The sequence below is a fragment of the Bradyrhizobium sp. Ai1a-2 genome (assembly GCF_000426245.1).
Classification (GTDB): Bacteria; Pseudomonadota; Alphaproteobacteria; order Rhizobiales; family Xanthobacteraceae; genus Bradyrhizobium.
Genome location: NZ_AUEZ01000046.1, coordinates 59539 through 72986 on the forward strand (window position 1 = coordinate 59539; position 13448 = coordinate 72986).

Annotated in this window: 11 protein-coding genes and 1 pseudogene; 9 read left to right on the top strand and 3 right to left on the bottom strand. The window is 64.6% G+C overall.

The genetic code is table 11. The annotated features are described in order from the left end of the window. Positions 1–18: 18 nt before the first annotated feature. Together K288_RS0126220 and K288_RS0126225 are read right to left on the bottom strand one after the other, a co-directional pair. Complete coding sequence (locus K288_RS0126220; protein ID WP_027582242.1) at positions 19–1953, bottom strand: alkyl sulfatase dimerization domain-containing protein; 1935 nt, start codon at positions 1951–1953, stop codon at positions 19–21. Between the two features lie 95 nt (positions 1954–2048). Beyond that, positions 2049–3077, bottom strand: a complete 1029-nt coding sequence (locus tag K288_RS0126225) for an ABC transporter substrate-binding protein (RefSeq protein WP_027582243.1) — start codon at positions 3075–3077, stop codon at positions 2049–2051. Between the two features lie 99 nt (positions 3078–3176). Between K288_RS0126225 and K288_RS0126230 the strand changes: the two genes are divergently transcribed. The 9 genes from K288_RS0126230 to K288_RS0126270 all read left to right on the top strand — a co-directional run bounded on the left by K288_RS0126230 (position 3177) and on the right by K288_RS0126270 (position 12821). Next, on the top strand, positions 3177–3824 hold the full coding sequence (locus tag K288_RS0126230; RefSeq protein ID WP_027582244.1) for a TetR/AcrR family transcriptional regulator: 648 nt from the start codon (positions 3177–3179) through the stop codon (positions 3822–3824). A 208-nt stretch (positions 3825–4032) separates the two neighbouring features. After that, entirely contained in the window at positions 4033–4803 is a 771-nt protein-coding gene (locus tag K288_RS0126235; RefSeq protein WP_027582245.1) for an ABC transporter permease, read from the top strand. Between the two features lie 18 nt (positions 4804–4821). Beyond that, positions 4822–5859 (top strand): NAD(P)-dependent oxidoreductase, encoded by a 1038-nt coding sequence (locus K288_RS0126240; RefSeq protein WP_027582246.1) that lies wholly within the window; start codon positions 4822–4824, stop codon positions 5857–5859. Further along, positions 5846–6667 carry a GNAT family N-acetyltransferase gene (locus K288_RS0126245; RefSeq protein ID WP_027582247.1) on the top strand — a complete coding sequence of 274 codons (822 nt, stop codon included), beginning with the start codon at positions 5846–5848 and terminating at the stop codon, positions 6665–6667. The genes K288_RS0126240 and K288_RS0126245 overlap by 14 nt, the downstream gene beginning before the upstream one ends. Before the next feature lie 8 nt (positions 6668–6675). Further along, positions 6676–7731 carry a dihydrodipicolinate synthase family protein gene (locus K288_RS0126250; RefSeq protein WP_027582248.1) on the top strand — a complete coding sequence of 352 codons (1056 nt, stop codon included), beginning with the start codon at positions 6676–6678 and terminating at the stop codon, positions 7729–7731. Then, the gene (locus K288_RS0126255) at positions 7719–8498 is read left to right on the top strand and encodes an ABC transporter ATP-binding protein (RefSeq protein WP_027582249.1); all 780 of its coding nucleotides are present in this window, start codon (positions 7719–7721) and stop codon (positions 8496–8498) included. Before K288_RS0126250 ends, K288_RS0126255 begins: the two co-directional genes overlap by 13 nt. 141 nt (positions 8499–8639) lie before the next feature. Continuing rightward, the gene (locus tag K288_RS0126260) at positions 8640–10031 is read left to right on the top strand and encodes an MFS transporter (protein ID WP_051334729.1); all 1392 of its coding nucleotides are present in this window, start codon (positions 8640–8642) and stop codon (positions 10029–10031) included. A 153-nt stretch (positions 10032–10184) separates the two neighbouring features. After that, entirely contained in the window at positions 10185–10634 is a 450-nt protein-coding gene (locus tag K288_RS0126265; protein ID WP_027582251.1) for a (2Fe-2S)-binding protein, read from the top strand. A 9-nt stretch (positions 10635–10643) separates the two neighbouring features. Continuing rightward, on the top strand, positions 10644–12821 hold the full coding sequence (locus tag K288_RS0126270; protein ID WP_027582252.1) for a molybdopterin cofactor-binding domain-containing protein: 2178 nt from the start codon (positions 10644–10646) through the stop codon (positions 12819–12821). A 332-nt stretch (positions 12822–13153) separates the two neighbouring features. Here K288_RS0126270 and K288_RS0126275 read toward each other — a convergent pair. Further along, a pseudogene (locus K288_RS0126275) lies at positions 13154–13448 on the bottom strand (IS5/IS1182 family transposase); the annotation flags it as partial.

A 13448-nucleotide genomic window follows, 5' to 3' on the forward strand; every position in this document is an offset into this window, starting at 1 on the left:
CCCTACACCCTAGCTTCCTCAACTCACCGCTGTTCGCTTCGGCTCGACGATCTCGAACATTCGCGGAAACTCGTCCATCAGCGTCATCAGCCCAGTGAGCCGCGTCGCGTCGCCGCTCACGCTGATCTTGCCGCTGGCGATGGCTTCCGGAAACGTCGTCAACTTCGCAAAGACCTCGTCGAGCGTGCTGCGCGCCAGCGTGAAGCCTGCATCGGCGTCCTCAGCCTGCGCGTCGGCGACATAGGTCAGCGCGCAATTCTCGAGGTTCAGGATGAAGGCCTCGTTGGTGTCGGTGAATTTCCAGCTCAAGACGATGCGCTTGCCCTCGGCCTTGGGGCCGTTGAGGCGAATGCCGAACACATCCCAGAGCTGCTCGGTGCGAAGCGCGGCGAGCGTTTCACGCGGCATCGCCGGGCGCGCGGGCGCCTTCGGCATGCCCTGCCGTAGTTCCTGCGCGCCGAACAGATAGCTGTTGCGCCAGGTCGCGCTTTCCGCGGCATAGCCGAGTTGCTCGAACGTATCAGCCAGCAGCGCGCGGGCGGCCTGATTGTCCGGCTCGGCGAACACCAGATGGCTGACGGCCTGCGCGACGAAGCGGAATTCGCCGCTCGCAAAATCCTTGCGCGCCCGTTTCAGGATCGCGTCCGCGCCGCCCATGTACTCGACATATTTCCTGCCGGATTCGACCGGCGGCAGCGGATCGAGATTGACGGGGTTGGCGTCATACCAGCCGAGATATTTCTGATAGATCGCCTTCACATTGTGCCGGATATGCCCGTAATAGCCGCGCCCGTGCCAGGCGCCTTCCAGGCTTTTCGGCAGACGAATGGTCTCCGCGATTTCGCTTGCGGTCAGCCCATGGTTCATCAGGCGTATGGTCTGGTCATGGGCGAACTTGTAGAGATCGCGCTGCTGGCGGATCATGGTGTCGATCCGCTCTCGCCCCCACACCGGCCAATGATGCTGGCCGCACATCGCCGCCGCCTTGCCGCCCCACATCTTGAGCGCCTCGCCGAGATATTTCGACCACGCCAGGGCATCACGCACATCGGCGCCGCGGAACGGCAGCAGATTGTGGAAATTATGGGTGCAGTTTTCCGCGAGATTCAGGAGCTTGTAGCGCGGCAAATAGAAATGCATCTCCGCCGGCGCCTCGCTGTTCGGCGCCATCTGGAATTCGAACTCGACGCCGTCGATCACGCGCTTGTCGCCGGTGGCAATGATCAGGTCGGTCGGCCGCAACAGCGCCACCGATCCGGCCGCCATCGACTTGCCGAGCCCGCAATCGACCTGACCTCGCGCGCCCTTCGCCAGGAACGGCCCGAACTGATATTGCGCGCGCCGCAGCATCGCCGGGCCCGCGATGATGTTCTCGGAGACCGCATGCTCCATGAACATATCTGGCGCGATGATCGGCACCTCGCCGTTCGCGAGCGTCTCGTCATCGAGCACCCCGCGGGCGCCGCCCCAATGGTCGGTGTGGGTATGGGTGAAGATCACGGCGACGACCGGACGCTTGCCACGATGCTTGAAATAAAGCTCCATCGCGGCGCGCGCGCCTTCGATCGACGTGAGCGTGTCCACCACGATCACGCCGCTGTCGCCCTCGACCAGCGTCATGTTGGCGATATCCAGCCCGCGGACCTGGTAGACCCCGGACACCACCTCGAACAGGCCGTGATGCATGTTCAGCCGCGACTGCCGCCACAGGCTGGGATTGACCGTGGCCGGCGCCCCTTCTGACGACAGGAAGCCGTAAGGCGTGAGGCTCCAGACCACCCGACCCTGGGCATTGGTGATATGTGCGTTTTCGATGGTGCCGAGGAAGCCGCGCGCAGCATCGTCGAAATCGGCGGTGTCGGAGAATGGCAATGCATCCAGCATCGCCGCGTGTTGCGCGACCACGGAGGGCGAAGCATCCTTGGCGGCTTCGCCGGCGATTGTCTCGGTCATGTCTGGTCCCTCCCCGCCCCGCCGATCCGGCGGCGGCTATTGAGAGGGATTTATGAGCGTGTGGCTTCAGCCGTCAAATGCGTTCTGCAGCCGCGCTACTTTTTCACCTTGCTGGCGTCCATCTTGACGCTGGTATCCAGCATCGTGGTCGAAAACGCCGTGTTCACGTCGAACGGCTTTTCCATCCCAAGATAGGTGTGCACCAGATCGTAGTCCTTCTTCATCCGCTCGGCGTCGATCCAGCCGAGCGCCTTGGTCGTGGTGAACTCGTCCGTCATCAGGAACTTGATGCGCTCCCACTGTCGCTCCTGGTTCTCGCGGTCGAGGCCGGAGACCTGGTCGAGCAGCGCCTTCAGGCAGGGCGCGACGTCGGCGACGCAGGCGGCATAGGCTTTCTGCGTGATCCGCACGAATTCCTCGACCAGCTTCGGATTCTTCTGAAGGAAGGCACCGTTGACGATCAGCGAATTGCCGTAAGGGTTGAGCCCGATGTCCTTCCAGTTGACATAGCCGAGATCGGCGCCGAACTCGATCGCCTTTAGATCGTGCTCGTTGTAGAAGTCGCTGATGATGTCGACCGTGTGGCTCTTCAGCGCCGCGATCTTCGCGGTCGGGCCGACATTGACGAAATTGACGGCATCAGGCGCGATTCCGGCCGCCTTGGCGAAGGCCGGCCACATCACGCGCGAGGCGTCGCCCGGGGGATTGCCGATCTTGTGGCCGGGAAAGTCCTTCACCCCGTTCACGCCGTAGCTCTTCAGCCAATAGAAGGTCTGCCCGGTATTGGCGTAGATGCTCATCAGCGCCACCACGTCGGCGCCCTTGCTCTTGGCGACCAGCATCGTCGCGAGGTCGGCGATGCCGAACGGCGAGCCGCCGGAGCCAACCTTCAGCGATGAGACGCCGGAGCCCTTGCCGGTCTCGATCGTCAGATCGATGCCGGCCTTCTCGTACCAGCCGTGCGCCTTGGCGTAATAGAACGGCGAATGATCCGCTGTCGGAGTCCAGTTCAGGATCAGGTTGACGGATTCGGCGGCGCGCGCCGGCGCAACCGATGCGACCGGCGCAAACGCCAAGCCTAGAGCCAACCCCAGCGCCAAGGCTGCAAGCCTCAAACCCTTCATCGCAACTCTCCTCGTGCGCAACCCGGCCTTGTCGCTGCTCGTTTGTGACGTTACCAATGCAACAAGGGACAGGCGTAATTGTCAACTGTTTGGTTGAAAATGCTGAAGCGACGATCCGACGACACAAAGCCGCAGCGGCGCGACCCCGTCGCCACGCAACGGAAGCTCTTGACTGCGGCGCGGCGCGAATTCGCGCAGAATGGACTTGCCGGCGCCAGGGTCGACGAGATCGCGGCCAGAGCCGGCGTCAACAAACAGCTCGTCTACCATTATTTCGGCGACAAGGACGCGCTCTACCTCGCCGTGATCGAATGGGTCTATGAGGAGATCCGCGAGCAGGAACGCAAGCTCAACCTGGAGGGACTGCCCCCCGAACTGGCGATCAAGAAGCTGATCGAAGCCTCGTTCGATCATCTGGCCGCCCATCCCGACTTCATCGTGCTCCTGAATGACGAGAACCGAGGCGGCGCCCGGCACGTCCGCGGCTCCCGCCGGCTGGAGGCCATGCACTCGCCGCTCGTCAGCATGGTCTCGAAGATCCTGAACGAAGGCGTGCGCGCCGGCGTGTTTCGGCGCGGCATCGATCCGGTGCACCTCTATATCTCGATCGCGGCGCTGAGCTACTTCTTCTTCTCCAACACGCCGACGCTGTCGGCGATCTTCGGCAAGGACCTGTCGAGCACGGCCGCGCGGCGAGCCCGGCGGCGGCACGTGACCGACCTGGTGATGCAGTCGCTCCGGCCTTAGCCGCTGCCACCACCGTCATTGCGAGGAGCGAAGCGACGAAGCAATCCATGCCCCCGCATGTGGCGAAATGGATTGCTTCGCTGCGCTCGCAATGACGGAGGAGGCGGCCCCCGGCGGCACAATCAACCAGATGGTTGAAAGATGGCGGCGTCCGGGCTAGGCTGACGGCAGGCGGCCCGGGGCGGCCGGTGTTTCGAGGGAGCAATTGGTGTTTGGTGACGGCGGGCGATCCACGCGGTCCATCGCGATCATCCTGATCGTGCATCTTGCCGTGATCGTGCTCTGGCAGGTTCTGGTCGACGCCTTCCAGGTGCCCAAGTTCATCCTGCCCTCGCCGCTCGCGACCGTCGCTACGCTCGCTTCCGCCAAATATGCCTGGCTGTCGAACCTGCTCGTCACCGCCGCCGAGATCCTCGGCGGCTTCTGCCTCGGCGCGCTGGTCGGCGTCGCGCTCGCCGTCATCTTCAGCTGGTCGCCGCTGGTGAGCCTCGTGCTGCTGCCGCTGTTCGTGACGCTGAACATGATCCCGAAAGTGGCAATGGGACCGCTGATCATCGTGTGGTTCTCCTACGGCATCATTCCGAACATCCTGATCGCCTTCAGCATCTGCTTCTTCCCGATCCTGCTGACGACCGCGCGCGGCCTGCGCGAGGTCGAGCCCGACCTGCTCGACCTCGTCAAATCGCTGCGCGGCTCGCGCTGGACGCTGTTCCGGAAGATCCAGTTGCCGGGATCGCTGCCTTACGTGTTTTCGGGCATGAAGGTCGGCGCTATCCTCGCGGTTGCCGGGGCGATCGTCGGCGAGTTCATCGCCTCCGAGCGCGGGCTCGGCTACCTCATGATCCAGGTACAGTCCTCGCTCGATACGCCGGCCATGGTGATGGCGGTCGTGCTGCTGACGCTGCTCGGCGTCGCGCTTTACGGCCTCGTGCTGGGCCTTGAACGGCTGTTCGTGGTCTCCGACATCCGGCTGCAATAAGAAACCAGGGGAAGAACCATGCTGCTCACGCGTGACACTTTGCCAAAGACGATCCCGGATATCGCCGCGCTCGACGACTTGCTGTGCCGGCCGAGCCAGGCCTTGGTCGACGATATCAGCAAGGTCGATGGCGACATCATGATCCTCGGCGTCGCCGGCAAGATGGGGCCGACGCTGGCCGGCCTTGCCAAGGCCGCCGCACCGGACCGCCGCGTCATCGGCGTCGCCCGCTTCAGCGATCCCGCGGTGAAGGGCTGGCTCGAACAACGCGGCATCGAGACCATCAATTGCGACCTGCTGGACGAGGCCGAGATCAAGGCGCTGCCGAAGGCGCCGAATATCATCTTCATGGCCGGCCGCAAGTTCGGCGCCGAGGGCGACCTGTCGCTGACGTGGGCGATGAACGCGCATGTTCCCGCGTTGGTCGCGCAGGCCTTCCCTGCATCTCGGATCGTGGCATTCTCGACCGGCTGCGTCTATCCGTTCGTGCCGGTCGACGGCAAAGGCTCCGACGAGGACGTGGCTCCGAACCCGCCCGGCGAATACGCGCAATCCTGCGTCGGGCGCGAGCGCATGTTCGAATATTTCTCCCGGAAATTCGCAACGCCCGGCCGCCTGTTCCGCCTGAACTATGCGATCGACATGCGCTACGGCGTGCTGCACGACATCGCGACCAAGGTGCTTTCGGGCGCGCCGATCGACGTCAGCCTCGGCCATGTCAATTTCATCTGGCAGGGCGATGCCGCTTCGCAGGCGCTGCGGTGCCTGGCGCATTGCACGACGCCGACCTCGCCGATCAATGTCAGCGGCCATGAGATCCTCGCGGTGCGCGATCTCGCCGCCAAGTTCGGCGCGCGCTTCGGCCGCGAGCCTGTCATCGTCGGCAAGGAGGAGCCTACGGCGTGGCTGACCGACACCTCGCAGGCGGTCAGGCTGTTCGGCCTGCCGGTCGTCGACACCGAGCAGTTGATCGCTTGGACCGCGGACTGGGTGGCACGCGCGATGCCGAGCCTCGGCAAGCCGACCAAATATGAGGTGCGCGATGGCCGATATTGAGCCCGTCGCCATCGTCGAACTCGGCGTCGACGACGCGCTCGCCGGGCTTGCGCTGTCGACCGAAGCGCGCTGGAACCAGAACGAGGCCGACTGGCGCTTCTTCCTGACCAACGGCATCGTGTTCGGCGTCCGCGACGGACCGCATCTGGTCGCAACCGCAGCGCTGCTGCCGTATTCCGCCGGCAATGCCTGGATCAGCATGGTGCTGGTGACCGAGCGCTGGCGCCGCCGCGGCATCGCGACCCGACTGGTCGATGCCTGTCTCGACGCGGCAAGGCAGCGCGGGCTCACCACCTGGCTCGATGCGACGCCGGCCGGCGCCAGCGTGTACGGCCCGCTCGGCTTCACGCCGACATTGCAGCTTCGGCGCCTGCGGCTCGAACATCCTTCGCACGAGGCGTCCACGGCGCTCGCGACCTCCGATATCGATACGTTCAGCGCCCGCGACCGGCGCGCCATGGGATTTGAACGCAACGCCCTGCTTGCCGAATTCGGCGCGCGCACGGGCTCGCGCATTCTGTCGCAAGGCAACGCAACGGCGCTGGTGCGCGACGGCCGCACCGCGCGCCACATCGGACCACTGTTCGCGGACAGCGCGACAGATGCGCTGGCTCTGGTCGGTGCGATCGGCCGGACCGAAAGGAGCCCGCTCCTGATCGACGCGATCGCGTCGCAGGAACCGTTCATCGCCGGACTGACCGGCGCCGGCTGGAACATCGAGCGGCCGTTCCAGCGCATGCGGTTCGGTCGTGCCACCACACAGAGCGAAGAGCTTCCCTTTGCCGTCGCCGGCCCGGAATTTGGATAGGATTGGCCATGCACCACAGCGAGATCAAATCCGAGATACGCAAGCTGATCGCCGATGGCACCGTGCTGCCTGCGCACCCGCTCGCGCTTGATGCAAGCCGCGCGCTCGATAAGAGGCATCAGCGCGCGCTGACGCGCTATTATATCGACGCCGGCGCCGGCGGACTTGCGGTCGGCGTCCACACCACGCAATTCGCGATCCGCGAGGTCGGGCTCTATCGGCCTGTGTTGGAGCTTGCCGCTGAGACGGCGGCGAACTGGACGAAGCGGCCACTGGCGATGGTCGCAGGCCTCGCCGGTCCGACGCAGCAGGCGATCGCCGAAGCGCGCACCGCGCGCGATATCGGCTATCACGCCGGCCTGCTCAGCCTCGCCGCCATGAAGACCGCGTCCGAAGACGACATCATCGCGCATTGCCAGATGGTGGCGCGCGAGATCCCGCTGGTCGGCTTCTACCTGCAGCCGGCGGTTGGCGGAGTCGTCTTGAGCGCGGACTTCTGGCGGCGCTTTGCGGCGATCGACAATGTGATCGCGATCAAGATCGCGCCGTTCAACCGCTATCGCACCCTCGACGTGCTGCGCGGCGTCGCCGCGGCTGGCGCCCTCGACCGTGTCGCGCTCTACACCGGCAATGACGACCATATCCTGCTCGACCTCACCCTGCCGTTCGATCTGCGCGAGAACGGCGTCACCACCCGCACTTACTTCAAGGGCGGCCTGCTCGGTCACTGGTCGGTGTGGACGCAGACGGCGATCCGGCAATTCAAGATGTGCAGGGACGCACGCCAGAAGGATACGGTGCCTGCCGATCTGCTTGCGCTCGATGCCCGCGTCACCGATTGCAACAGCGCGTTCTTCGACGTCGCCAACAATTTCCACGGCTGCATCGCCGGCTGTCACGAGATCCTCCGCCGCCAGGGCTTGATGGAAGGCATCTGGTGTCTTGATCCGAACGAAGGCTTGAGTCCGGGCCAGATGCAGGAGATCGATCGCGTCTGCCGTGAGCACGCCGATCTCTCGGACGATGCTTTCGTCGCCGAGAACCTGCAGAAATGGCTGGCATGACGGCCGAGCCTTTCATCAGCCTGCGGAGCGTCCGCAAGGTCTATCGGTCCAAGGGAGCCGAGTTCCTTGCCGTCTCCGATGTCACCATGGACATCACCGAGGGAGAGTTGGTGGCGCTGGTCGGGCCATCCGGCTGCGGCAAGACCACGGTGCTGAAGATCCTTGCCGGCCTGCACGGCGCCGATGGCGGCACGATCAAGATCGGCAACGCGAAGACGCCGTTCGATCCCGCGCGCGATATCGGCATGGTGTTCCAGCAGGCGCTGCTGTTGAAATGGCGCACCATCCTGGACAACGTGCTGCTGCCGGCCGAGATCGTCGGGCTGCCGATGAAGGCGGCGCGGGAGCGCGCCCGCGGCCTGCTCAAGATGGTCGGCCTCGCCGGCTATGAGGACAAATATCCGCAGCAGGTTTCCGGTGGCATGCAGCAGCGGACCGCGATCGCCCGCGCTTTCATCCACGATCCGAAACTGATCCTGATGGACGAGCCGTTCGGCGCGCTGGATGCGCTGACGCGCGAGCAGATGAATCTCGAAATGCTGCGGATCTGGCGCGAGAGCGGCAAGACCATCATTTTCGTCACCCACAGCATCCAGGAAGCCGTGTTCCTGGGCTCCCATTGCGCCGTGCTTACCGCCGGTCCCGCGCGGATGGCGGAATATTTCCCGATCGAACTGCCCTTCCCCCGCGCGCTGCCGATCAAGACCACGGACGAATTCGGTGCCTACGCCCGGCGCATCTATGCCCGGCTCGGGCTCAGCGCCTGATCCGCTGCGCGAACTGCTGACGCTGTGCCGGAATGCAGAATTGCGCATACGCATTATGCAGCCGCACGCCTGTGGCAACCCACACGCGTGTAGTACATCGGTCGCAGGGGGGATCCCGCCCTTTCGGGGAATCTGACCACAATGGACATGCTCGTGGCGAGGGCGCCGGTTGCGCCGGTCATGGACGGCTTGCCGCCGCAGAAGCGGCGCTGGGCCGTTGCCGCGATCTTCACCGCGCTCGCGATGGCTTCGCTCGACACCGCGATTGCCAACATCGCTTTGCCCGCGATCGCGACCGATCTCCGTGTCAGCCCGGCTGATGTCGTCTGGGTCGTCAACGTCTACCAGATCGCGCTGGTCGCGACCCTGCTGCCGCTTGGCGCGCTCGGGGAAATCGTCGGCCATGAACGCATCTATCTCGGCGGCCTCCTGTTGTTCACGCTCGCCTCACTCGGCTGCGCGCTCGCATGGTCGCTCGACAGCCTTCTCATCGCACGCGCGCTGCAGGGGCTCGGCGCCAGCGGGCTGATGAGCGTCAACACCGCACTGGTCCGCTACGTCTACCCAAGCAGGATGCATGGCCGCGGCTTCGGTCACAACGCGCTGGTGGTCGCAACCGCTTTCACCCTCGGGCCGACGATTGCCTCCGGCATCCTGGCGTTCGGAACCTGGCCGTGGCTGTTCGCCATCAACATCCCGTTCGGCCTGATCGCGCTGTTCATCGGCATGAAGACCCTGCCGCCGACGCCGCGCGCCGTGCATGCCTTCGACTTCCCCGGCGCATTGCTGGCGGCGGGCTGCCTCGGCCTCTTCATCATCGGCATCGGCAGCGCCGCGCACAAGACGTCGCCGGCATTGGTGTCGGTCGAACTTGCGGGAGCGGTCCTGCTCGGCTGGTTGCTGATGCATCGGCATCGGGATCACCCGGCGCCGATGCTGCCGATGGACCTGTTCCGCCGGCCGATGTTCGCCTTGTCCGCGACGACCGCGGTCTGCGCCTTCGCGATCCAGGGCCTCGCCTTCGTTTCGCTGCCGTTCTATTTCGAAGCCGTGCTGATGCGGTCGCAGGTCGAGACCGGATTCTTCATGACGCCGTGGCCGCTGGTGGTCGCCATCATGGCGCCGATCGGCGGCCGCCTCGCCGACCGCTACCCGGTCGGCATCCTCGGCGGTATCGGGTTGATCCTGCTTGGCCTCGGCATGACGCTGCTCGCGACACTGCCAGCCTCGCCCAGCATCCCCGATATCGTCTGGCGCATGGTGATCTGCGGGATCGGATTCGGCTTTTTCCAGACGCCCAATATGAAGGCACTGATGAGCAGTGCGCCACCGCATCGCAGCGGCAGCGCAAGCGGTATCGTCGCAACCGCGCGCCTGACCGGGCAAACCATCGGCGCGGCGCTCGCCGCCTTCTGCTTTGCTATCGCCGGCCACGAAGGCGCAACCTACGCGCTCGCGCTTGGCGCTGGATTTGCGGCGCTCGGAAGCGCGATGAGCTTCCTGCGGCTTGCTGTCGCGCCCAAGGGCTCGTGATCCTGCGCGAGGCACGAGAGAACAAGAACACCGCATCATCGGGTTTGTTCCTCCCTCGCCGCCTACGCATTTTCTTGATTTGAATCGTTCTAGTGCCCGGTTCAAAATCGCGGCAAGGTCCAGTTGGTGGAACTGGATCAAAAGGGGACTGCGATGGCTAACCTCACAATCAACGGCAAGAAGATCGAGATCGATGTCGAACCGGATACGCCGCTGCTCTGGGCGATCCGCGAAAACATTGGACTGACCGGCACCAAGTATGGCTGCGGCATCGCGCAATGCGGCGCCTGCACCGTTCATGTCGACGGCGTGGCGATGCGCTCCTGCGGAATGCTCGTCAGCGAGGCGGATGGCAAGGCGATCACGACCATCGAGGGCCTTGCTGCCGACGGCAAGCTGCACAAGGTGCAGCAGGCCTGGATCGATCACGACGTGCCGCAATGCGGCTATTGCCAGACCGGCATGATCATGGCGGTGGCGGCGCTGCTCAAGGACACCCCGAAACCCACTGACGAAGAGATCAACGAGGCCATCACCAATATCTGCCGCTGCGGCACCTTCGCGCAGGTGCGCGAAGCGATCCACGCTGTTGCGAACGCGTGAGGTGCCGTCATGAATCAGCACGTCAAGCTCAATCGCCGCGCGTTCGTGATTGGCACCGCCGCGGCGGGTGCCGGCCTTGCACTGGGCTTCAATCTTCCGTTCGGCCCGACGGTGGCGCGCGCCGCCGATGGCTCGCCTGAAATCAACGCCTGGGTGGTGATCCGGCCGGATGATACGGTGGTGATCCGCATCGCGCGTTCGGAGATGGGCCAGGGCTCGCTCACCGGTCTTGCGCAGCTCGTTGCCGAAGAGCTCGAATGCGACTGGTCGAAGGTCACCACCGAATATCCGACACCGGGCCAGAGCGCCGCGCGCGGCCGGCCCTGGGGCGATTTCTCGACCGGCGGCAGCCGCGGCATCCGCGGCTCGCATGATTACGTCCGCAAGGGCGGCGCCACCGCGCGGCTGATGCTGATCCAGGCCGCCGCGAACGAGTGGAAGGTGCCGGCTTCCGAATGCTCGGCCGCGAACAGCATCATCACCCATCTGCCGACGGGCCGCACCACGACCTACGGCAAGATGGCGGAAGCGGCGGCCAAGCTCAGCCCGCCGTCTGACGTGAAGCTGAAAGACGCCAAGGACTGGAAGATCGCCGGCAAGGGGCTGAAGCGCCTCGACACCGCCGACAAGACCACCGGCGCGATGGTCTATGGCATCGACTTCAAACTGCCGGGCATGTTGAACGCCGCGATCAAGGATTGCCCGGTGTTCGGCGGCAAGCTGAAGAGCTTTGACGAGGCCAAGATCGCCAACATGAAAGGCGTCAAGAAGGTGGTGCGCGTCGGCGACAGCGGGGTTGCCGTCGTCGCCGATACCTGGTGGCACGCCAAGACCGCGCTCGATGCGCTGCCGATCGAGTGGGACGAAGGCCCGAACGCCAAGACCTCCAGCGAGACGATCAGCAAATGGCTGGCCGAAGGACTGGAGCCGTCTCAAACCGCGTTCGTCGGCAACAAGAACGGCGACGCGCCGGCGGAGATCTCGCGGGCCGCCAAGGTGGTCGAGGCGGTCTACAACTACCCCTACCAGAACCAGGCCACGATGGAGCCGATGAACGCGACCGCGCTCCATACCGGCGACAAGCTGGATGTCTGGTGCGGCACGCAGAATGGCGAAGCCGCCTTCGCCACTGCCGTGCAGGCGTCGGGCCTTTCGGCTGACAAATGCGACGTGCACAAGCTGATCCTCGGCGGCGGCTTCGGCCGGCGCGGCCAGAGCGACTATGTGCGGCAGGCGGTGTTGATCGCCAAGCAGATGCCGGGCACGCCGATCAAGCTGTTGTGGTCGCGCGAAGAAGACATGCAGCACGGCTTCTATCATCCGGTCACCCAGTGCCGGATGGTCGGCGCCTTCGATGCCGACAACAACCTGACCGCGCTGCGCATGCGGATCTCCGGCCAATCGATCCTGGCGCGGCTGCGGCCCGAGGCCATGATCAACGGCATGGACCCCGCGACGTTCCAGGGGCTCGCCCCCAGTGGTGAAGCGGTGATCGGCTATTCGATCCCCAACCTCCTGATCGAACATTCGATGCGCAATCCGCACGTGCCGCCCGGCTTCTGGCGTGGCGTCAACATCAACCCGAACACGATCTATCTCGAGAGCTTCATGGACGAACTCGCGCACGCGGTCGGCCAGGATCCACTCGCGTTCCGTCGCAAATTGATGAGCGGTCATCCGAAGCACCTCGCGGTGTTGAACGCGGTGGCCGAACGGATCGGCTGGGACAAGCCGCCGCCGCAGGGCGTCTATCGCGGGCTCGCGCAGGTGATGGGCTATGGCAGCTATGTCGCCGGCGCCGCCGAGATCTCGGTGACCGACGGCAGCAAGATCAAGGTGCATCGCATCGTCGCTGCCACCGATCCCGGTTACGTCGTCAATCCGGCGCAGGTGGAACGGCAGGTCGCGGGCTCCTTCGTCTACGGCCTCTCCGCCCTGTTCTATGGCGGCTGCACCGTGAAGGACGGCCGCATCGAGCAGACCAACTTCGACACCTACAACTCGATGCGCATCAGCGAGATGCCAAAGGTGGAGACGATCCTGATGCCGAGCGGCGGCTTCTGGGGCGGCGTCGGCGAGCCGACCATCGGCGTCGCCGCACCGGCGGTGCTGAATGCGTACTTCGCGGCAACGGGAAAACGTATCCGCTCGGTGCCGTTGCGGCAGCAGAACATCGGCTTCGCGTAAGACGCTGAAGGTCTCGTTGTTACAACACAGCGTCGTGCCGGCTTGCCCCGGCACGACGCTGTCATCGCGAGCCACCACTTTCCCCTCCCGTCGTTGCGAGCGGAGCGAAGCAATCCATCTCGCCGCTTGCAGAGGCCGCCTGCAGAGACATGGGTTGCTTCGTCGCTTCGCTCCTCGCAATGACGTGGGGAGAGTTCCTGATTCAAATGTCAAACAGCAGGCTCGTAGGATGGGTAGAGCGAAAGCGAAACCCATCGCGATGGAGCAAGCGGCGCGAATGATGGGTTTCGCTTCGCTCTACCCATCCTAGTCGCCCGTGAAGAAGTCTGATTTCAGCTTGGGACGAGCTGAAATCGGAGGATGAGCCTGACCAGGATTTGGTGCAACAAAAGCTCCAGCCAGCGGATGAGACGGCGGAAGTTGTATCCGGCGGCGGCGAGGACGGCGTTGGCGGCGTCGCCCTTGCGGTACCAGAAGTAGTTGCGCCCCATGCGATGCTCGGATTTGAGATGGCCGATGACCGGCTCGACGGCCGAGCGCCGGCGCAGCTCGCGTTTGATCCTGGGCGTCACGCGCCGCTTCTGGCCTGAGATGAACACCCTGAACTTGTAATCGGGTGGCGCATTG

Bases quoted from the DNA above. Each gene is read 5' to 3' on its own strand.
- K288_RS0126220 (WP_027582242.1), bottom strand. From the start codon at position 1,953: ATGACCGAGACAATCGCCGGCGAAGCCGCCAAGGATGCTTCGCCCTCC.
- K288_RS0126225 (WP_027582243.1), bottom strand. From the start codon at position 3,077: ATGAAGGGTTTGAGGCTTGCAGCCTTGGCGCTGGGGTTGGCTCTAGGC.
- K288_RS0126230 (WP_027582244.1), top strand. From the start codon at position 3,177: ATGCTGAAGCGACGATCCGACGACACAAAGCCGCAGCGGCGCGACCCC.
- K288_RS0126240 (WP_027582246.1), top strand. From the start codon at position 4,822: ATGCTGCTCACGCGTGACACTTTGCCAAAGACGATCCCGGATATCGCC.
- K288_RS0126245 (WP_027582247.1), top strand. From the start codon at position 5,846: ATGGCCGATATTGAGCCCGTCGCCATCGTCGAACTCGGCGTCGACGAC.
- K288_RS0126250 (WP_027582248.1), top strand. From the start codon at position 6,676: ATGCACCACAGCGAGATCAAATCCGAGATACGCAAGCTGATCGCCGAT.
- K288_RS0126255 (WP_027582249.1), top strand. From the start codon at position 7,719: ATGGCTGGCATGACGGCCGAGCCTTTCATCAGCCTGCGGAGCGTCCGC.
- K288_RS0126260 (WP_051334729.1), top strand. From the start codon at position 8,640: ATGGACATGCTCGTGGCGAGGGCGCCGGTTGCGCCGGTCATGGACGGC.
- K288_RS0126265 (WP_027582251.1), top strand. From the start codon at position 10,185: ATGGCTAACCTCACAATCAACGGCAAGAAGATCGAGATCGATGTCGAA.
- K288_RS0126270 (WP_027582252.1), top strand. From the start codon at position 10,644: ATGAATCAGCACGTCAAGCTCAATCGCCGCGCGTTCGTGATTGGCACC.